Source organism: Paraglaciecola sp. (genome assembly GCF_030730205.1).
Lineage (GTDB): Bacteria > Pseudomonadota > Gammaproteobacteria > Enterobacterales > Alteromonadaceae > Paraglaciecola.
The window spans coordinates 13267-35085 of sequence record NZ_JANQVQ010000260.1 but is presented as its reverse complement, the minus strand read 5'-3'; the positions used below and the strand labels follow the sequence as shown (position 1 = coordinate 35085).

Sequence of the window (21819 nt, the reverse complement as noted above, 5' to 3'; positions counted from 1 at the left end):
TTAACAATAAATTGCTTTTCAATTATTCGGCGATTGCCTTGGCGGTTTCAACAACACTGTTGCCATTGGGCTCTGCCCATGGTGAGGTTGCAGACCAAGAAATCGAAAAAGTGGTAGTAACCGGTACACGAAGAGTTAATGATGTGCAGGAAATTCCTATCAACATTACGGCCTTAAGTACTAAGCAATTAGAGGCCAACCGAGTTGAAGATTTGGTCGATATAGCCAAATGGGTTCCAGGATTGACGGTTATTGATCAAGGCGGGCGCACCAGTAATCAGATTATCGTTCGAGGTTTAAACACTGACTCTTTAGGGCCAACAGGTTCGAACAGTGGTGGTGGAACAGTCGCGACCTACTTTGGCGATATCCCGTTGTATCTGGACCTTAAGTTAACCGACATCGAACGAGTTGAAGTATTAATTGGTCCACAGGGCACATTATACGGTGCGGGAACCTTAGGTGGGGCCATTCGCTACATTCCCAAAAAAGCTGAAATGGATATTTCTTCAGCTAAAATTTATGGTGATCTATACAGCGTTAACGAAAGTGACAGTTTGGGCTCAACATCAGGCATTATATTCAATACACCAATTATCAAAGATACCTTGGCCATCAGAGGTAGCTTTCAACATTACTACGATCCAGGTTTTATTGATTACGCATATGTAGTCAAGGAAATTGGCGTATCTAATCCACAACCAACTAATGCTGATTATGATAACAACTTAAAACGTATAAAAGACGCTAACGGTGAGAAAACCGATACCGCTCGACTTTCACTTAGGTGGACGCCTACTGATGACTTCGAAGCTAACCTGACTTATTACTATCAAGATCAAAAGGTAGAAGGTCGTTCATTGGTTCACCAAGAATCGTTTGGTTCAGGTCCTTATGATTCCGCACTACGAGTGTTAGAACCTAACCATATTAAAAATGAGTTATATGCCCTTGAGATGTCTTACGACCTTGGATTTGCCGAATTAGTATCCGCAACTGGATACTCAAATTACGACGAACAAGGTCAGCGTGATCAGACTGACTTACTACTGGATTTTGAATATGGTTACGAGTCATTCCCATCATTTACGGCTTTTACCCGTGAAATACAGGAAGACGAGACCTTTACACAGGAAGTGCGTTTAGTTTCTAAGTCACAGGGGCCGCTGTCTTGGATAGTGGGTGCTTTTTATAATAAGTTTGATTCCTTTGCTACCAGTGAAGAATTTACCCCAGGAATACCTGAGTTTTATGGAGTTGAGCGCCCTGATAACTTGGAATACTATTCGTTAGGTGATGTTTCACAGAAAGAATCTGCAATTTTCGGTGAGCTTGGTTATGAAGTGACTGAAAACTTAAATATAACTTTGGGAGCTAGATTTTATAAGTACGAAACTGAAGTAACTCAAGGATTTGATTTACCTTTGTTAAATACACTATATGGCGCGCCCTCTGACCAAATAGCACCAGATTTACAAACCAATACTGCGGATGATAATGGCAGCCTTTTTAAGCTAAATGTGGGCTATAACATGAGCGAAGATGCGCTGATTTTTTTCACTGTTAGTGAAGGTTATCGTATCGGCGGTGTTAACTCTGTTCCTCCTTGTACTGAAGAAGATCTAAATGGCCAGGGTCAAGCCTTGTGTGCCTTACCAGATGAGGTGCTAATTTTACCCGACCTTACTACCAACTATGAAATTGGAATACACAGTACTTGGTTGAAAAACACCCTAATTTTGAATGGCTCATTATTCTATATTGATTGGGAAGATATTCAGATTTCAGATGTGACGGCAAACGGTGGCCTACCTATCACGGTTAATGGCAGCAAAGCGCGTTCGCAAGGTGTTGAGTTGTCAATGCGAGCTTTGTTAGGTGAAGGTTGGTCAGCACAGGGAACATATGCATACACAGACGCGCAATTAGCAGCAGATGCTGCAGAGTTTGTGGATGGTGATGACGCTTTTGATGGCGACAGACTCCCTGGCTCTCCTAAGCATTCATTGTCATTAGGACTTAACTATGAAACTGAAATTTTTAATGGTATGCCTTTATCGATAAACTATGGTCTGGTTTACACAGGTGACGTGATTACTCGCGTTGGATTGCGTGATTTTGGTGAAACGTTACCAGCTTATACCTTACATAACTTATCGATGACATTGAATGGAGAACAGTGGGATTTGACGCTATATGCTAAGAACTTGTTTGATAAATATGCTGTGACATCAACCCGTGCTGGACGCGAAGATATTAGAGAAGTAAATGGTTTTGATCTTCGTTCTTATGGACGTTTCATTACTCATCCTAGAACAGTAGGCGTGCAGTTCTCCTACTATTTCGGAGACTAAATTAACGTGGTTTACAGGGAGAGCTTAGCTCTCCCTTTTACTTTGGAGAATGATTTAGTGTGGTTTTAAAGGAGATGTTTAGAGTCGAGATAGTCTCTGAGTTCATCTAGTTTGTTACCATAGCGTTTCCACCTATCTATTGAATCTGTATTCATTGGTTTTCTTACCTGCACTGAGCTAGCTGTAGACACGGCTTGTTCATTGTCTTGAAAATTTAGACAGGCTGGTTGCCACGATAGTTCACAGTAATCTAAGATCCTACGTATTTGCTCCTCTGGTTTTTCTACTAAGTCCTCATAGACCACTTCCAATAACTGTTCTTTAAACAAAGATTTCCAGTAGTCCATAAGCTCAGAAAAAAGGCCAAAGTAACGGGCTGTATCCATCAGATCATACGAATAATTGTAGTAAGAAAAGTTTACCGCAAATAATGTACGAAAATTGCTCAGACAAGTATCCATAGCATTTCTGCGCATAATGATGATTTTTGCTTGGGGAAATGCTTTTTTAATAAAGCCAATATATAAAAAATTGAGTGGCATTTTGTCGATAAAATACGGGCTTTGTTCGCTTAAAGGCTTTGTACTCTCGAGATAGCGTTGTGCTAATTGCTGAAAGTCTATCTTTTTAGCAGCCAAAATTGTTTCTTCGTCCAATACTTGCCTAGAGCGAGTTAACGTTAATTTTTTTAGTTCAACACCGAAATTTTGTAATTCTCCAGCGGAAATTACATCACTATGACTGGAGATAATTCTATCTACTAATGTGGTGCCTGAGCGCGGCATTCCAACTATAAATATCGGTTTTTTTGAGGAACTGCCTGTTAATTGAGTTAAGTTTGGCCAAGATTCAAAACACGATTTCAAGGTTGAAAATAAACGTTGGTCAGTATCTATTGAATATTTAAGTTGTTGTTTTTTAGCGGCATTACATTGCTGTAGAGTCTCAAGTGCTGGTATGTACTGCCCTAAACACTCCCATTCTTTTGCTAATGCATGGCATATATGCAATTGAGCATTAACATTATTTTGGCAACGCTTTTTGAGTGCAAGCAAACGCTCGATATGATTATTTTCCTTTGTAACTTGCATGAGTTCTGCGAGCGCTGAATGGGCTTGAAAATAGTCCGCTTGTAAGCTGATTGCTTTTTCATATGAAGCTTCAGCTTGTTGAAAATCCCCCAAAAATTTCTGTGATGCCGCAAGATTATAGTAAAAGCTTGCATTATCAGGTCTGATTGAAATAGCTTTTTTGAACAAAGTTATCGCCAATTTGTGGTCGCCTAAACGGCTTGCCACTACACCTAATGTATCGTTTACTAACGCATCACCAGAAGATATTTGTATAGCACGCGTCATCGCAGAATGGGCCTCTTGAGAGCGATTGACGGATGACTGGCACTTTGCCAAAAAACAAAAGTATTCTGCGTTGTTATTATTCAGTTTAGTGGCTAGGTCGATTAAACCAATAGCTTTAGTCATTTGGCCCAAATTGGCTGCAATTATACCTAATAAAAAGTGACAGTCAGCATGTCTCGGCGCCAACTTTAAAATCGCTAAACATGTCTCGTGAGCTTGTTTAAACTGCCCCTGGTTTATCAATTTTTGCGCATTTACGTGCAGCTTATTTAATTCTAGTGATGTCAATATTAGCCTCGTGAAAGCATATAAAAGTTAATTACTCTTACCGTAATATTTGAATTTTTCTGCTGAATAGCCAATTTCAATAGGAATACGATTTGGTCATTAGTAGCCATTTTGCTGCTCAACCGAAAGGAGAAGTCTAAATGATTAAGTTTGCTAGGCACCATTGTATTAAAAACAAGATGAGTTTAAACACAAATATTGCTTAGTAAGGCAGGAAGAGGCAAACTTGCCACTGGTCAAACCAGGTGGCAATTTAATGAATATAAGAAACCCGTTGCGCGCGTTTGTGAATAAAGTAAATCAGTACCCGCGCTGGCTAAGCGCTTTTTTGATGACGAAAGTTTTTCGCTATAAAGTAAAACTTGCAGGGACTACTGGTATCGAAGTGATTTACACCGACGGAAAAACAGCAACTTATCGACAAAAAAATTATCGAAAGGCGCAAAACCACATAGGCAGTGTGCATGCTGCAGCTATGGCCTTGTTGGCTGAGTCGTGTACGGGTTTTATTGTCGGCATCAATTTACCGGGTGATAAATTGCCGCTAATTAAAAGCATGAATTTGAATTATGTTAAAAGAGCCACAGGCGATATGACTGCGGTAGCCACCTTAACGGATGAGCAAATTCAATTGATGCAAACTACTGAAAAAGGCGAAATCAATGTTCAGGTAGTGGTCACCGATGCAACAGGCATCGAGCCTTTACTATGTGAAATGATCTGGGCATGGGTACCTAAAAAAGCAAGAAGACCAAGTGAGTAAGCGGCATGTCACTCCCTATTGTTGAAGGAAATGTGTAGTTAACTGGCTTTACTTACTGCGGTAGCTTGCTTGGGAAACGCTAACAAGGCTAGCTCGGCAACCTCACGTAATCGTTGCGCACAAGAGCCGTTAGTTGCTTGAATAGTCATACCTTGCATCACGGTGCCTAAATAGCGGGAAAGCGCTGCTGGGTCTGCATCATAAGGCAGATCACCGGCTCTCTGTGCTTTTACAAACCGTGCGGTAATTTTGGCTTCACTGTCTAGGCGTTTTGCAATCAAGGCTTCTTTGATTGACTCAGCTGCCTCACTACAAGACAAGGCTCCTTGCACAATAACACACCCTTGTGGGTGGCTGTCATCGGCTAAACTGTCAGCCGCGCTGAGTAACATATATTCGGCCACTTCGTAAGCGGTGGGTTTTTCTAAGGCAGGTAAGAAAAACGAGCAGGGACGATTTTCGTAAAACTCTATCGCTTTTAAAAAAAGTTGTTCCTTATTACCATAAGTCGCATACAAGCTAGGTTTGTTAATCCCCATCGCTTCCGTTAAATCAGATAAAGAAGTACCGTCATAGCCTTTGCGCCAAAACACATTTAGTGCCTTTTCTAAGGCTACCTCACTGTCGAAGGCCTTGGGTCTTCCTACCGAATTCGCACACGAACTTGCCATGCTCCGCTTACCTCACTTGTTTTTGTTAACGCATTGTAAATATAGCTTCAGTACTTGTCTAGTAAGACTATTATACTGATTAGTACAATAATTGGTCTATCAAATAGGTCATAAGTTCAATTCGATTTCTACTCGCTTCTGACCGCTTTATTTCACATCTACCATAGGAATAGATTTATTTACCAGTCAGTACAAAATTAAGTTGACTGTTTTGCGTTTCGATATATATTGTACCGCATGGTACATAAGTTGTGCTACTAAAGTTTTAATCAAATATAAAAGTGCGGATAGCGGAGAAAAAGACAATGAGGATTACACAAATATTCAAGGCACTCGCTTTAGGGGCTGTTGCGTCAGTAGTCTTAATGGCGTGTGACGAAGACCAACGTCAGGCACAAAGTCAAGGGCAAGGTCTTCCTCAGGTTACTGTTGCTAAGGTGATAAATGAACGGATTACTGAGTGGGATGAATTTACTGGGCGCTTGCAGGCTCCACAGACCGTGGAACTGATCCCAAGGGTCTCGGGCTATATTGATTCTGTGGTATTTAACGAAGGGGCCTTAGTTAAAGCAGGGCAATTGCTGTTTATTATTGATGATCGCGCTTTTAAAGCCGAGGTTGCACGTTTAAAAGCGGAATTAAGCAGTGCGACAACCGCCGCAGAATTGGCCAAGTCTAATTTTATTCGTGGCCAGCAGTTGTCAGCTCAAAAAGCCATGTCGGCGGAGCTATTAGACAGTCGCCGCGCGGCACAACAACAGGCACAAGCTACAGTAGCCTCGGTACAAGCGGCGTTAACTCGCGCCGAACTAGACTTGTCTTACAGCAAAATCACCGCACCAATCAGTGGTCGGGTCTCTTATGCAAATATCACAGCGGGCAATTTTGTCACTGCAGGAGTGAGTCAGTTAACGCATATTGTGTCTACTGAGCACATGCACGCTTATTTTGACATTGATGAACAAACGTATTTGAAATACGCCCAACTGACCAATAGCGGACAGCGTGCTGATGCGCGGGACGAAAAAGCGAATCCCGTTTATATGGCACTCGCTAACGAAACAGATTATAGCCACATTGGCCAAGTAGATTTTGTCGATAACCGAGTGAATCAACAAACGGGCACTATTCGAGTCAGAGCGAGCTTTCCTAATACAGACCACCAATTAATTCCGGGTTTGTTTGCTCATTTAAAACTGGTTGGTAGTAAGTCTTACCACGGTATTTTGATTGATGAAAAAGCCATAGGAACTGATTTAAACAACAAGTTTGTACTTGTGCTGAATGAAAATACCTTGGAATACCGTCCCGTTACCCTTGGCGACAAGCTTAATGGATTGCGTATCGTAACGGGTGGGCTGTCTGCAGATGATAAAATTGTAGTCAATGGCCTGCAACGAGTTCGTCCTAATATGCAAATTGAACCCAAACTGGTTGAGATGAGCAACCCCGAAATCTTAAACGACATTCGTAATGCACAACTGCTGCTAGACCAAACTCAAACCGAGCTTGCGGCTAACGCAGATGATTCAGTGACACGAAGCTAATAGGAAAACCCATGTTATCTCAATTTTTTATAAGGCGGCCAATCTTTGCGGCTGTCCTCTCCTTGCTGTTTTTTATTGCAGGTGCTATTGCTGTATGGCAATTACCGATTACTGAATATCCAGAAGTCGTGCCGCCTACGGTGGTGGTAACCGCCAATTATCCCGGCGCTAACCCTAAGGTTATTGCTGAAACAGTTGCTTCGCCCTTAGAGCAAGAAATCAATGGTGTAGAAGACATGCTGTATATGTCGTCTCAAGCGACCTCAGATGGGCGTATGACCTTAACGGTTACCTTTGCCATCGGCACCGATGTCAACCGCGCACAATCTCAGGTGCAAAGTCGGGTCGATCGCGCTAAACCTCGTTTACCACAAGAAGTTCAGCGCTTAGGCGTCGTCACAGAAAAGTCATCACCGGATTTAACTATGGTGGTGCATTTAACCTCTCCCGATGAGCGCTACGACAGGCTATATCTGTCTAATTATGCTGCCCTGAATGTCAAAGACGAATTGGCTCGAATCGAAGGGGTAGGTGCGGTACGTTTATTTGGTGCCGGCGAATACAGTATGCGTGTGTGGCTCGATCCCAATAAAGTATCAGCATTGGGCCTATCGCCAAGCCAAATTACTGCCGCAATTCGAGAGCAAAATCAACAAGCCGCGGCTGGGAGTTTAGGTGCCCAACCCAGTGGCGAAGCGGATTTTCAATTGCTCATTAATGTGAAAGGGCGACTTAGTCGTGTAGAAGAATTTGAAAATATCATCATTAAAGTGGGAGAGCGCGGCGAAGTCACTCGTTTAAAAGATGTTGCTCGTGTTGAATTAGGCGCATCAACATACGCCTTACGTTCCATGTTAGATAACAAATACGCCGTGGCTTTACCGGTTTTTCAAGCGTCTGGCTCAAACGCCATTCAAATATCTGACGATGTCAGAGCTAAAATGGCTGAACTTGCCACCTCTTTTCCTGATGGCTTAGCGTATGACATCGTTTACGACCCTACCGTATTTGTACGCGGCTCTATTGATGCGGTGATTAAAACCTTATTTGAAGCTATTTTGCTGGTGGTATTGGTTGTTGTGCTGTTTTTACAAACCTGGCGCGCTTCGATAATTCCATTAGTGGCGGTACCTGTTTCATTGGTAGGCACTTTTGCGTTTATGCATTTACTCGGTTTTTCCTTGAACGCACTATCACTTTTTGGTTTGGTTTTGGCCATTGGCATTGTTGTGGATGATGCCATCGTGGTGGTTGAAAATGTTGAACGTAACATTGCTGATGGTTTGAGCCCTGTTGCGGCAACACAAAAAGCCATGAAAGAAGTTACCGGTCCAATCGTAGCAACTACATTGGTGCTGGCTGCTGTGTTTATACCTACGGCTTTTATGTCGGGTTTAACCGGTCAATTCTATAAACAATTCGCTTTAACAATCACTATCTCTACGTTTATCTCAGCCTTAAACTCTCTTACGCTGAGTCCTGCTTTGTCAGCGTTGTTATTGAAAGGCCATGACGAGAAGAAAGATCGATTGACCCGCATTATGGATACCCTGTTTGGTCGTTGGGTGTTCGCTCCCTTTAATCGCTTCTTTACTCGCTTATCTGATGGTTACGGCTGGTTAGTGCGTAAAATTATTCGGTTTGGTGCAATTGTTGGCTTAGTCTATGTGGCATTATTGGCCCTAACAGGGCTGCAATTTGCAACAACACCCACCGGTTATGTGCCTGGTCAGGACAAGCAATACCTTGTTGCTTTTGCCCAATTGCCTGATGCTTCTTCATTAGAACGTACTGAAGCGGTTATCAAGCAAATGTCTGATATCGCCTTAGCTCAGCCCGGTGTCGCGCACTCGGTCGCTTTTCCTGGTTTGAGTATCAATGGATTTACCAATAGCCCCAACAGCGGCATAGTATTTACCCCCTTAGATGACTTTAGCGCTAGACAAGATCCGTCGCTATCAGCCACTGCGATTGCGGCGTCCTTGAATCAAAAATTTGCTGCTATCGAAGGCGCTTTCATTGCTATTTTTCCACCACCGCCGGTACAAGGATTGGGCACCATAGGTGGCTTTAGATTGCAAATTCAAGATCGGGCAAACTACGGTTATGAAGAGCTTTACCAGGTCACCATGCAAGTCATGCAAAAAGCGTGGGCAAACCCTGCATTAGCCGGTGTTTTTTCAAGCTATCAAGTCAACGTTCCGCAGTTGGATCTGGATATTGATCGGACCAAAGCCAAACAACAGTCAGTATCGCTAGACGAGGTTTTTCAGACATTACAAGCCTATATGGGCTCCGTGTATGTAAACGATTTTAATCAGTTTGGTCGTACCTATCAGGTGAACATGCAAGCCGATGAGCAATTTAGGCAAAGCGCAGAGCAAATCAGCCAGTTGAAAGTGCGTAGCCTTGAGGGGAAAATGATCCCACTTGGCTCTTTTATCAACGTGACTGATAGCGCAGGGCCCGATCGAGTGATGCATTATAACGGGTTTACCACCGCAGAGCTCAATGGTGGTCCCGCTCCGGGTTTTAGTAGTGGCGAAGCCCAGGCTGCGATTGAACAAATATTGGCTGAAACCCTACCCAATGGCATGACTTACGAGTGGACAGAGTTAACCTATCAGCAGATTTTAGCGGGTAATGCGGGCATGTTTATTTATCCCTTGGTTATCTTATTAGTATTTATGGTGCTCGCCGCCCAATACGAAAGCTTGAGCCTCCCGCTGGCAATCATTTTGATCATTCCTATGACCTTGTTGTCGGCCCTCAGTGGCGTACTGATTTACGGTGGCGACAATAATATTTTTACGCAAATAGGGCTTATTGTACTGGTGGGGCTCGCTACCAAAAATGCCATATTAATCGTGGAGTTTGCCAAAGAACTGCAGGATCACGGTATGCACGCCAAGCAAGCTATTTTAGAAGCAGGGCGTTTACGTTTACGCCCAATTTTAATGACTTCTATTGCCTTTATTATGGGGGTTGTCCCCATGGTTTTCTCAAGTGGGGCAGGAGCTGAGATGCGTCAAGCCATGGGCGTTGCGGTGTTTTCAGGCATGATTGGCGTTACATTGTTTGGACTTGTGTTAACCCCATTGTTTTATTATGTGTTGGCCAAGCGAGGGTCTCACTCCTCAACAACCAATTCGCCTACTCAGGAGGGTAATCATGTTTAAGGCCTATCGATTAAGCCTCGTAAGTTTAGCGATGGTTACCCTGCTAGGTTGTACAGTGGGTCCTGAGTACATAGCGCCTCAGCAAGTGGCAAATATCGAATTAGACGCGCCCTATCAGCAAGCTGCACAAGCCACTACGTGGTGGCAAGCCTTTGACGATACTGAGTTAAACCGCTTAGTGGCATTGGCTCTCGAGCAAAATCGCAGTTTGCTCAAGGCGAGTGCGAATGTGTACAAAGCACGTGCTCTATTTAACGATGCGCAAAATAAAAGTTTACCGGTCGTCGGAGCAGAAGCGTCTTATCAAACCAGTAAAAATGCTACGGTGTCCACTTTCGATGATAATACCATCAGCCGAAGTTGGGCCTTAGGTGGCAAAGTATCTTGGGATGTGGATTTATTTGGAAAAATTGAGCGCGCCACTCAAGCTGCTGCTGCAGAAGCAGACAATGCCGCCCTGTTATGGCACGACGCGCAAGTTGATATTATTAGTCAAGTCGCCTTGTCTTATGGTGAATACCGCAGTGCACAGAAACGCCTGTTGATTGCACAGCAAAACCTTGAAAACTTGCAGCAAACCCGGAATATCCTCAATGTAAGATTAAAGGCTGGTACGGCCTCAAACTTTGATTTAGCGCGTTTTGATAGCCAGTATTATGAAGTTAAAGGCACGGTGCCTCAGTTTCGCCAGGCTCTACGTGAGGCAGAAGCAACCTTGTCTGCTCTATTGGGGTATGGTCCTGGTCAGTTACACTTAAGTGAACAAACAGCCTTGCCTGAACTCAGTCAACCTGTTGCTGTTGATAGCAGTCAGCATTATCTGCGCTATCGAGCTGATGTGGCAAGCGCAGAGCGAACATTGGCTGCACAAACCGCCAATATCGGAGTTGTGACGGCTGACTTGTATCCTAATTTATCGTTTTCAGGTTTCTTAGGATTCATATCAAGTCCAAATTTAGCCCTCAATAGCGGCTCAAAAGCCTGGTCTTTTGCGCCAACTGTGTCGTGGGTTGGCTCTGATATAGGCTCTGTTAAGGCGCAAATTAAAGCGGCAAATGCCAGCACTCAAATGGCCTTGGCTGATTTCGAGCAAGCGGTTCTTCAAGCGGTGAACGAAATACAGCTTTCTGTTGATACGTATAATTTGAGCCGCGAAAAGCAGTTATTCACCAATCAGCAACATAAATCCAGCATGCAAGCGATGATCATTGCACGGGTTCGTTATGAAGCAGGCAATGGGGAATTTTACGAGTTGCTGGATGCTGAACGCGAATGGTTGCGCAGTCGCGATCAACAAGCACAAATTCAACTGCAAAGTTTTGCGAGTTTAGTGGCAATTTATCGCGTTTTCGGTGGTGGTTTATTGCTGGATTCGCCTAAGGTGTGAGTCTTAGGTGCGTTATTTTAAAAAAATACTTTTTTATGACTAAATAAACTGAATTAAACGTTGACAGAATCTCGTTTTAAATTATAAAGCAAACCAAAGATCAATGATCTTCAACCTTGTGTTTTTAACTTTATTTTGTGGGTGTTGTGATGACAAAACTTACTAGAGAAACTTTGCTTACTCGTGCTTTCAGTGACGCTAAAAATTATCCATACGGTTTTTCTCGTTCTGGTGATTTTTCAATCAGTGAAAGTAAAGCGTTAAGCCAATACGGCTGCCTGATAGCAGCCTTGGCTGACGGTCAAATCGCTCCTTCTACAACAGAAGATGAAGGGTTTGTAGCCGCGATCCACGGTCAAAAAGCGCCTGAAACCTTGGCTGAAAAAGCATGGGTGAAATATCAGAAGCGGATAAACCGTCCCAAGATGGGTAGTATTTATGGTTCTCATCGCACCTCCTTAGGTGATGATGAAGATTCGGTAGTTGAAGACAGTGATTTAGAAATCGAAATGGATGACTAAGTCTGGTTTAGCAAAACCTGTTATTTCATCCTATTTGTTGATTGAATTGCCTTCTTTTTAGAATATATATCCTAATATATTGCTATATTGGGATATATATCTCACTTTTCGCCTTTTTACTGTTTTATCTTCCTCCTCACTCAAGTATAGTTTTCCCTCGTTGAGTTAGATTGTTATTAGTTTTTAAATTCGGGAGAGTTTCTGATGGAAATGATGTCAGGCGCCGCCATGGTTGTGCGGACGCTAAAAGATATAGGAGTTAAACATGTTTTCGGTTACCCAGGTGGTGCCGTATTAGATATCTATGATGCCTTATATGCTCAAACAGATGTCGAACATGTACTCGTCCGTCATGAACAAGCTGCGGCACATATGGCTGATGGCTATGCACGTTCAACCGGTCAGGTTGGTACGGTCTTAGTTACTTCAGGCCCAGGCGCAACAAACACTTTGACGGGCATTGCAACCGCGTACATGGATTCCATTCCTATGGTTATTCTGTCGGGGCAAGTACCTTCAATGCATATTGGTGAAGATGCGTTCCAAGAGACCGACATGGTGGGATGCTCGCGCCCCATTGTGAAACACAGTTTTTTAGTTAAGCGCGCAGTGGATATTCCAGAAGCAATTGCTAAGGCCTATTACATCGCGAGCACGGGACGTCCCGGTCCTGTGGTAGTCGACTTACCCAAAGATATTGTTAACGTTCAAGATTCACATCCTTACGTGTTTCCTACTGATGTGACGATGCGTTCGTATAACCCAACGCTTAAAGGGCATAACAAACAAATTAAGAAAGCCGTGAGTACTTTGCTTGAAGCGAAGCGCCCGGTCATCTATGTAGGTGGCGGTACGATCATTGCTGAAGCCTGTGATCTTGTGACTAAAATCGCTGAAAAGCTACAGGCACCTGTAACCTCTACGTTGATGGGCCTAGGAGCCTTCTCCAGTGTTCACGAGCAATTTGTTGGTATGCTTGGTATGCACGGACGCTTAGAAGCGAACAAGGTCATGCACAACGCCGATTGTATTCTTGCCCTAGGTGCACGTTTTGATGACCGTGTGACCAACAATGTCGAAAAATTCTGTCCATATGCCACCATCATTCATGTAGACATTGATCCTGCTTCTATTTCGAAAACGGTAGCGGTGCATATTCCCGTGGTCGGCAGTGTCGACAAAGTCGCAGAACAATTACTTGAAAATATGGGTAAAGTCGACAGCAAAGCACAAAAAGCTAAGTTAGCTGATTGGTGGGAACAAATTGAACAATGGCGCAGCCGTGAATGTTTGGCCTATAAAAAAGATGACAAACTGATCAAACCGCAAGAAGTAATTGAAGCGTTGTACAAACATACCAATGGCGATGCTTATGTCAGCTCTGATGTGGGTCAACACCAAATGTTTGCAGCCTTGTATTATCCTTTTGCTAAACCTCGTCGCTGGATAAATTCAGGCGGTCTGGGCACCATGGGATTCGGTTTACCTGCTGCTATGGGCGTGCAAATGGCGCATCCAGAATCTACCTCTGTGGTAGTGACTGGTGATGGCAGTATTCAAATGAATATTCAAGAATTAGCCACGTGTTTGCAATACAACTTGCCTATCAAAATTATTTCTTTGAATAACCGTGCACTCGGTATGGTTAGACAATGGCAAGATATGATCTACAAAGGTCGGCATTCTCATTCTTACATGGACTCGATGCCTGACTTTATTAAGTTAGCTGAGGCCTATGGTCATGTCGGAATTCGGGTCACTGATCCGGCTGACTTAGATGATGCCATGGCACGTTGTTTTGCCATGAAAGATCGTTTGGTATTTATGGATATCGAAGTGGATCAAAACGAACACGTTTACCCCATGCAAATTAAATATGGTGCAATGGATGATATGAGACTTAGCAAAACGGAGCGTACCTAATGAAACGTATTTTATCAGTTTTGATGGAGAATGCTCCCGGGGCTTTATCACGTATCGTTGGGGTATTCTCGCAGCGTGGCTATAACGTTGACTCTTTGTGCGTCGCGCCAACCGATGATAAAAGTTTGTCACGATTGACGATTACCACACAGGCCGACGATAAAGTGATTGAGCAAATTACCAAACAAGTTAACAAGCTCATCGATGTACTCAAAGTGGTTGAATTAACAGATGGTACCCATGTTGAACGTGAATTAATGTTGATCAAAGTGGCAACTCGTAGTGAGGTTGTGCGCTCTGAAATACATCGTAATGTGGATATTTTTCGCGCTCAGATCGTTGATGTAGATAGCAATAATTACACCATTCAAGTGACGGGAACGAGTGATAAGCTTGACGCTTTTGCCCATACTTTAGGTCAAAGCACTGAAATTATCGAAGCGTCCCGTACCGGTATTTGTGGCTTAGCTCGCGGTGACAAGGCCTTGCGTCCTTAAATTGGAAGCTAAAGCACCAAACTAAAAAGGCGCCAAAGTTGGCGCCTTTTTGCTATGGTATTTTTACGACCACACAAGCTCTCTAAAGTGCTTGCGGCACATTGATTCATAGCGGTCATTTCCACCCACTTCAACTTGTTCGCCTTCTTTGGCGGCTTGGCCATTTTCATCAATACGCACCACAAAATTGGCTTTTCGTCCGCAGTGGCAAACTGTTTTAAGCTCAATTAACTTATCTGCCCAGGCTAACAGATAACGGCTACCTTCAAATGTTTCACCTAAAAAGTCAGTGCGAAGGCCATAGGCAAGCACCGGAATATCCAGCTCGTCAACCACGGCAATCAACTGCTGAACTTGTTGTTTATTAAGAAATTGCGCTTCGTCGATAAATAGACAATGAATGGGATTTTGATTGTGTAGTTGTTGTATTTCATCCCACAGTTGGGTCTGCGAGTTAAACAAATGGGCGGTGGCTTTTAAACCAATACGTGAGGCCACTTGACCTTCACCAAAGCGGTTATCAAGGGCTGCCGTATAAATTTCAGCGTTCATACCTCTTTCGGCATAGTTATAGGCAGATTGCAGCAGTGATGTCGATTTGCCCGCATTCATTGCTGAATAATAAAAGTAGAGTTGTGCCATAAGGTATCCAAAGTGTAAACGTTAGCCTGCTAGCAGGTTTGGTAATCAGTCTAAGCGGGATTGTTTTATTAGTTTAAAAAGCTCGAAATGGGGTTTTGCCACACAATTAAATCTTCATTTTTCATGGGCTTGGCAAAATAGTAACCTTGTAAAAAGTCAACGCCCATGGCCGCAAGTGCGATGGCTTGCTCTTTGGTTTCAACACCTTCGGCGACGGTAAGGCAGTTTAGCTCGCGAGCAATAAATAAGGTTGCGCGAATAATCGCATCGCCTTTACCTTCGATATTATCTACAAAAGCTTTATCAATTTTGACGTAGTTAACAGGCAACGTTTGTAACTGTGACAACGACGAATAACCTGTACCAAAGTCATCGATAGAAACATGAATATTGCGCGATTGAATCTGTTCTAACTGCGTGCGTATTTTCTTTTCGTTATCAACAAAAGTTGACTCTGTGATTTCTAAATGTAAACGTTCGGGCGGCAGACCACTACTGCGTAGAATATTATCTAACAAGCGGATAAAACCATCATCCATCAGTTGTATCACTGATACATTTACCGATACTGCAGCGGTTTGGTTAAACTGCCAGTGTTTAGCATCCATACAGGCTCTATTCAATACCCAAGCACCTATCTCTTTTATTAAGCCAGATTTTTCAGCTAAAGGAATAAAAATATCAGGGCCAATAAATTTGCCATTGAAATTCCAGCGTAAGAGCGCTTCAAATGACCATGAGGTATTTTCTTTGGCACACTGAATAGGTTGGTAACACAAGTACAATTCTTTTTTCTCTAAGGCGTGTTGTAGGCCTTCAAGGATCAGTTGCGAGGCTTCAATTTTACCTTTTAATTCGGTCGAAAAAACGCGCGGTTTACGCTGCCCAGATTGCTTTTGTTCACACATGGTCAGGTCGGCTAATTGGATTAAATCTTCCGCACTTAAACTATGCACTGGCGCAAGAGCAATTCCGATTGATGCGGTAAGATAGAGCTCACTACCGCTGACAATGATAGGTTGAGCGATACTGGTCATCATGGCGCTCGCAATAGACATGGCAGTGCCTTGGTCACTGTAGGGTAGGGCGACTAAAAATTCGTCGCCGCCCCAACGTCCTGTGCGCTCTCGATCAGAAAAAGCCGACAGACGATTGGCTACTTCTATAAGCGTGTGGTCTCCGACCCGATGCCCCATGGTGTCGTTAATCTTTTTAAAGCCATCTAAGTCAATGAATAACAGCGCGACGGGATTGCCGCTGGCAACGGCTTTTTCGATTAAATTATCCAGTTGCAATGTGAACGCTTTGCGGTTTTTTAGGCCGGTTAAGCTGTCTAAATTGCTCAGTTGGAATATCTTTTCGGTACGTTTTTGCACTTCCAATTCTAAGTTGTGATTGATTTCGTTAAGCTGCTTCGTTGCCTGCTTTAACTCAGTATTCACATTAGAAAATTGATTGCCTTTACTGGTGACTTCGTCACGAAGTGCTAAATTTTGATTTTTAGTGCGTATGGCCTCGCGCGTAAAACGCGCCGTTTTTAAACCGGTGATTGACATAATTACGCAAAAAACCAGCCCCAAAAAACCGAGTAGATTTCGATATTCCTCGTCGTCTAACACGCCTATGATGGAAAAGGGCAAAAGTAAAATAACCGAATAAACAAGTGCTAAATAACGGCCTCCTGCCAGCACTGAAGAGCCGCCCCCGGCCATAGCTGCAATGATGATAACAGTGGTTGAAAATTCAATGACGTCCATTTGCTGGTTAAACAGAATGACATAGCTACACCAGCCTAATGCGGTCAGCACACAACCGATAGAAAACCGCCAAATACCTGCAAGGCCATCCACCTCTGGTGCTTTTTCACACTGGCGATACCATAAAAATATGTCAAAAGAGCGCACTAAAATGATAAAAAACATCACGGCCCACCAAATGACTTTCTTATCAGCCGACACGTCAGTGATAAAGCCAAAAGCGAGAACCGAAATGGTGAGGATATTAGTCAACATACCCGAGATGCCATTGCTGTATAACAGCTTGGCTGAATCTATGTAGAGTAATTGATTGAGATTATGTTCGGTTTTGATCTCTCACTACCTTAACTTAACAGGGTCTACAACATTATGAGATGGCGGAGGGTGTAACTTTTAGCTCCGTTGTGACTCAAATTGTAACCAAATTTATCAATTAAGCTAGCAGTTTTAGTTAAGCAGTCCACGTTGGTGGATAGCCTGTTACGCTTAGTATGATATAGCGAAATTGCTGTTAGCCCAAAACTACCTAGCTTTTAACAGGCTTTTACATTGCTTATTAAAGATTGATGTCTGACGCTGGTCTAATCCAACCAATGACGACAAAACTCACCCTGGGCATCATAGCGTTCTGCTTGCGAGACCACATTGAAATGTCTAGGACCATTCGGAGATTTTATGCCTGCAATGTACTGCCAATTGCCTACGTTGCTGGCGAAATCAAAATCGATAAGCTGTTGTTCAAACCAAGCAGCGCCAAAACGCCAATCAATATTGAGCTCATTAATTAAATAGGAAGCCACATTTTGCCTTCCTCGGTTGCTCATAAAACCAGTCAGTAACAACTCACGCATGTTTGCGTCAATAAAGCGATTACCTGTTCGGCCGATGCACCAACTGTTGAATGTCTGCTGTTGATGAGGCTGTAGGGGCTGCGCTGACGTTTCAGCAACGCCCAAGTTTGTTTCGTCACGCTGTGCGGTAAAGGCAAAATAATCGCGCCACAACAATTCAAAAATCAACCAGTACGTGGAGTCATTTGCGCCGTGCTGGTCTTCGAACAGTTTAACCTGAGTATAAATGTATTTTGCTGATAAACAGCCTGTCGCCAACCAAGGTGAAAACTTGCTTGAGTAGTCTTCGCCGAGCAACTGATTACGAGTTTGTTTATACGAGCAAATGGCTTTGGTCTGCCAGATGTAATGTTCGAGTCGCTTTTTTGCTTGCGATTCGCCACCGATAAAATTTATCGCCGGCCTTACTTCAGATGAATACGCTTCTGGCAATGGACTGCTCTGTAACGTGTTAAGTGTCATGTGAGGTTTTGGCGGTAATATTAACGGGTTACTCAGGGGGCTAATGTGTGGCCAGTGTTTTTCTACTTTGTTTCTAAAGTGGGTAAATACCTTGGGTAGTGCAGCAAGAGCAAAAGGCAAATCGCTTGGGGCGAGTAGGGTACTGCCGGGCAATAATTGACAAGGTATTTGAGCGGACAGTCTATTTAACTGCTGATATTCTCTGCTGTCGCTGGGCGTTTGCGCATAAAGATACAGCTCAGGGAGCTGTTGCTGAATCTGCGTGATAACCGAGCACAGTTCGCCTTTTACGATATAAAGGGTCTGCCCTAAAGTCTGTAAAGTGGCTTGCAGGTCTTGCAAACTTTGCCACAAAAACTCGGCTCGAAATGGCCCGCACTGATTCAGTCCAAAAGATGTGTCAAATTGCCAATCATCATAACAATATAGGCAGATTAACGTTTCATGTTTGGCTGCTGCAACAAGAGCTGGATTGTCATGCAGGCGCAAATTATGTTGAAACAGTACAACAGCGCTTGAATTCGTAGTTATCTCAGTGTTCAAAATAAACTCATTTGTTTGTGGTTAATAGCAGGTTTACGTTGAGCCGGTGTCCGCTTTCGAGTTGCCCGACTGGCATGTACTTGAACAACGCGGGCTGTTTCAGTTTTTTCAACGTGATTTTTATAATATTCAAACAAGGTGTTGCGGGCCAAACGAGCCGCCTGCATGGGCTCCAGTTTCGGCACGGGATAGTTAGCGCGCTTTGTTTGCGTGGTCAGCCAAGGTTGATGAATATAGGCATCACTTATTTGCGCCAACTCTGGTACCCAGCGCCGGATAAATTCTCCCTTAGGATCAAAACGTTCACCTTGTTTTACGGGGTTGTAAATACGAAAAGGGTTGATACCCGTAGTACCCGATTGCATCTGGATTTGTGGGTAATGAATGCCTGGCTCATAGTCGGTAAATAATTGAGCAAGATGTTGTGCTGGTTGTTGCCAAGGCAACCAAAGCTGGTAGCTAGAAAATGAAATTAACATGGCGCGCATACGAAAGTTTATCCAGCCATAGTGCTGTAACATTCGCATACACGCATCAACAAAGGGTACCCCAGTCAGCCCTGCTTTGTAGGCATCAAAAGTGGCTTGCTCAAAACTCTCCGACCGTAAACTACGCAAACTACTGTGCAAAGCGTGTTTTTCAAGTTGCGGTTCGGTTTCCATTTTTTGAATAAAATGGCAATGCCAGTGCAGACGTGATTTAAATGCCGTTAACGCACGCTTGTGACTTGTAGTCGGCAATGCAGCAATAGTGGTGTGGATCACTTCACGCAGACTGAGGTTGCCATAAGCCAGATAGCAGCTTAAGCGACTGCTATTTTGTTGGCCCTTTATGGGGCTTGATACTGACATCAGGTAGGCTTTGTGGCGCTCTTCAATAAAACTGTTCAGCACCCGATTTGCAGCCAAACTGCCCGCTCGTTGGGGTTGTATGCAACTTAAGGTGTCGTTACCCGGATAGCGTATTTTTTCCGGTTCGAGCACCATTGTTGGCAGTTCATTTACCGCTAACTCAGTCCTTGAAAACTGAGTCGCTGGCTGGGGCAAAGCACGATGCAAATCAGGCAGAGCTAAGGTAGGCTGCGACATAAATTGCTGCCACAAATTATCCCAGTTATCGCGGTTGAGCTTGCCTCGTTTCACCGCAAATTGTGGCCATTCTTGCCATTTTATCTCCTGTGCGGCGCACCACTGCAAAAATCTTTTGTCTCTGTGATAAGTCCAATCATTGCCCGTTTCTTGGTGGCTGAAAATATGTTTGATGGTAAAGCGCTGGTGGATTTGGCTAAAACAGTGCTCAACCTCTCCTAGCATTATCCATACATCACCACCTAAGCGTTGGGCGTGAGCTTTGAGTTCCAGCAGACTTTGATGCACAAACTGCCACTGTCTGGCGCTGGTGTCAGGCAAGTGCCAATAACTGGATTCGATTACATAAACAATGGCAAAGGGCAGCTCATGCTGCACGGCTTGCCACAAAGGTTGATGGTCAGTGAGCCTCAAATCTCGTTTTAACCACACGACATTAATCACGCTTTGTCCAATTTCTCTATCAAGGTGGCGGCCCATTGCGTGATGGCATGTTGGTCAGCGCTGCTTTTCTTTTGCCACTGTTTCACCATTAGCGCCATTCGCGGATTTTTCGCAAAGCGCTCTTGGTGGCGCTGAATAAAGTCCCAGTACAAAGCGTTAAAAGGACACGCTTTAACACCAGTGACCAACTTGGGGTTATAGCGACAAGAGCTGCAATGATTCCCCATTTTGTTGATGTAATTGGCACTGGCAGCGTAAGGCTTGCTGGCTAGCTTGCCATTGTCTGCATATAACGCCATGCCCAATGTATTAGGAAGTTCAACCCACTCAAAGGCATCGATATAGACTGCTAGGTACCAATCACAGACCTCAGTGACATTCAAACCTGCTATTAATGAAAAATTACCGATGATCATCAGGCGCTGAATATGGTGGGCGTAAGCATCATCTAAGGAGTGGCCAATGGCTTTTTGCATGCAGCGCATGTTGGTTTTGCCATCCCAAAACCAATTGGGTAGCGGGGTTTGTGCGTTTAGGGCATTGTGCTTTTTGTACGACTCTCCTTCATACCAATACAAACCTCGTACATATTCACGCCACCCTAAAATTTGCCTAACAAAACCTTCGACCGCATTCAGCGGTGCGTTCTGTGCTTGATAAGCCTCTATGGCAGCTTCACACACTTCCTGTGGTAGCAGCAGTCCAATATTAATATAGCTGGCGAGTAAACTATGAAAAAGGGTGTTGTTATTGTCTGCTAAGGCGTCTTGAAAACGGCCAAAATCTGCAAGTTTGTGTTTGATAAAATGGCGTAAGGCCGCAAGCGCTTGCTCTCGATTTACTGCAAAATTAAAGTGCACTAGTTTACCGGGAAAGTCAGTAAACTCTTGTTCGACTAAGGTCAACACTTGCTCAGTAATGTCATCTTGCTCATGTTTCAACATGGGCGGTAAAGGGGTGTCAGATTGCCACGCGTTACGGTTTTCTTTATCAAAATTAAATCGACCGCCAATGGGCTTGCCGGTTTCCATTAACAGGCCTGTCTGCTTTCTGGCAAACTGGTAAAAATGCTCCATTCGCGGCTCTTTGCGTTCACTAAACCAATCGTGCATTTGCGCAAGAGTAAAATAAAAGCGATTGTCTGATTTGATGATGACATCAACAGCCAATTCTTGTTGCCAACGTTTCATTTCGTTCAGTACCCTATATTCCCCAGGTTCCGTGCAAATCACTTGTTGGTAGCTGTGTTGACTGAGTTGAGCTCTGAGTACATCAGTAAAACTTTGATGGTGGTCTTTCGTGGCGGTGAAGTCGTAGTAGTCTACATGGAAACCCTCGTCTCGTAGTTGCTTGGCAAAATGGCGCATCGCCGAAAACAGTAAGGCTATTTTCAGTTTGTTATGTTTTACGTAGTGGGTTTCTGTGTAGAGTTCTGCCAGCATGATATGATCGCTGTGCTTATCTAACGCCTGCAAGGCATCCAAAGAAAGACTTAATTGGTCGCCCAATATCAGGCAGAGTTTTGTCATAAGGTGATAACAGTT

At 43.7% G+C, this 21819-nt stretch carries 15 protein-coding genes; 8 read left to right on the top strand and 7 right to left on the bottom strand.

What is annotated here, in order from left to right; genetic code table 11:
• Positions 1-11 precede the first annotated feature (11 nt).
• Positions 12-2354 (top strand): TonB-dependent receptor, encoded by a 2343-nt coding sequence (locus NWQ57_RS17205; protein ID WP_306023403.1) that lies wholly within the window; start codon positions 12-14, stop codon positions 2352-2354.
• 65 nt (positions 2355-2419) lie between these two features.
• Here the strand turns inward: NWQ57_RS17205 and NWQ57_RS17200 are convergent, their stop codons facing one another.
• Positions 2420-3955, bottom strand: coding sequence for a tetratricopeptide repeat-containing sulfotransferase family protein (locus NWQ57_RS17200; RefSeq protein ID WP_306023402.1), 1536 nt, complete (start codon positions 3953-3955; stop codon positions 2420-2422).
• A 301-nt stretch (positions 3956-4256) separates the two neighbouring features.
• Here NWQ57_RS17200 and NWQ57_RS17195 point away from each other — a divergent pair, with 301 nt between their 5' ends.
• Positions 4257-4763 carry a DUF4442 domain-containing protein gene (locus NWQ57_RS17195; RefSeq protein WP_306023400.1) on the top strand — a complete coding sequence of 169 codons (507 nt, stop codon included), beginning with the start codon at positions 4257-4259 and terminating at the stop codon, positions 4761-4763.
• Positions 4764-4801: 38 nt separating this feature from the next.
• On the opposite strand, the gene NWQ57_RS17190 is transcribed toward NWQ57_RS17195, so the two are convergent.
• Positions 4802-5434 carry a TetR/AcrR family transcriptional regulator gene (locus NWQ57_RS17190; RefSeq protein WP_306023399.1) on the bottom strand — a complete coding sequence of 211 codons (633 nt, stop codon included), beginning with the start codon at positions 5432-5434 and terminating at the stop codon, positions 4802-4804.
• A 305-nt stretch (positions 5435-5739) separates the two neighbouring features.
• On the opposite strand from NWQ57_RS17190, the gene NWQ57_RS17185 reads away from it, so the two are divergent.
• The 6 genes from NWQ57_RS17185 (at position 5740) to ilvN (ending at position 14488) form a co-directional block, all read left to right on the top strand.
• Positions 5740-6981: an efflux RND transporter periplasmic adaptor subunit gene (locus tag NWQ57_RS17185; RefSeq protein WP_306023398.1), complete on the top strand. Its 1242-nt coding sequence runs from the start codon at positions 5740-5742 to the stop codon at positions 6979-6981.
• Between the two features lie 11 nt (positions 6982-6992).
• Positions 6993-10160, top strand: a complete 3168-nt coding sequence (locus NWQ57_RS17180; RefSeq protein WP_306023397.1) for an efflux RND transporter permease subunit — start codon at positions 6993-6995, stop codon at positions 10158-10160.
• A complete protein-coding gene (locus NWQ57_RS17175; RefSeq protein WP_306023396.1) occupies positions 10153-11547 on the top strand; it encodes an efflux transporter outer membrane subunit in 1395 nt (464 codons plus the stop codon). Before NWQ57_RS17180 ends, NWQ57_RS17175 begins: the two co-directional genes overlap by 8 nt.
• A 149-nt stretch (positions 11548-11696) precedes the next feature.
• Positions 11697-12068: a DUF413 domain-containing protein gene (gene maoP, locus NWQ57_RS17170; protein WP_306023395.1), complete on the top strand. Its 372-nt coding sequence runs from the start codon at positions 11697-11699 to the stop codon at positions 12066-12068.
• Positions 12069-12272: 204 nt separating this feature from the next.
• On the top strand, positions 12273-13991 hold the full coding sequence (locus NWQ57_RS17165) for an acetolactate synthase 3 large subunit (protein WP_306023394.1): 1719 nt from the start codon (positions 12273-12275) through the stop codon (positions 13989-13991).
• Positions 13991-14488, top strand: a complete 498-nt coding sequence (ilvN, locus tag NWQ57_RS17160) for an acetolactate synthase small subunit (RefSeq protein WP_306023393.1) — start codon at positions 13991-13993, stop codon at positions 14486-14488. Before NWQ57_RS17165 ends, ilvN begins: the two co-directional genes overlap by 1 nt.
• 63 nt (positions 14489-14551) lie before the next feature.
• Here the strand turns inward: ilvN and NWQ57_RS17155 are convergent, their stop codons facing one another.
• The 5 genes from NWQ57_RS17155 to NWQ57_RS17135 form a co-directional block, all read right to left on the bottom strand.
• On the bottom strand, positions 14552-15130 hold the full coding sequence (locus NWQ57_RS17155) for a thymidine kinase (protein ID WP_306023392.1): 579 nt from the start codon (positions 15128-15130) through the stop codon (positions 14552-14554).
• Positions 15131-15198: 68 nt separating this feature from the next.
• Complete coding sequence (locus NWQ57_RS17150) at positions 15199-17142, bottom strand: bifunctional diguanylate cyclase/phosphodiesterase (RefSeq protein WP_306023391.1); 1944 nt, start codon at positions 17140-17142, stop codon at positions 15199-15201.
• Positions 17143-17468: 326 nt separating this feature from the next.
• The gene (locus NWQ57_RS17145; protein WP_306023390.1) at positions 17469-18743 is read right to left on the bottom strand and encodes a DASH family cryptochrome; all 1275 of its coding nucleotides are present in this window, start codon (positions 18741-18743) and stop codon (positions 17469-17471) included.
• Complete coding sequence (locus tag NWQ57_RS17140; protein ID WP_306023389.1) at positions 18740-20275, bottom strand: cryptochrome/deoxyribodipyrimidine photo-lyase family protein; 1536 nt, start codon at positions 20273-20275, stop codon at positions 18740-18742. The genes NWQ57_RS17145 and NWQ57_RS17140 overlap by 4 nt, the downstream gene beginning before the upstream one ends.
• A complete protein-coding gene (locus NWQ57_RS17135; protein WP_306023388.1) occupies positions 20272-21804 on the bottom strand; it encodes a cryptochrome/photolyase family protein in 1533 nt (510 codons plus the stop codon). Before NWQ57_RS17135 ends, NWQ57_RS17140 begins: the two co-directional genes overlap by 4 nt.
• Positions 21805-21819 lie beyond the last annotated feature (15 nt).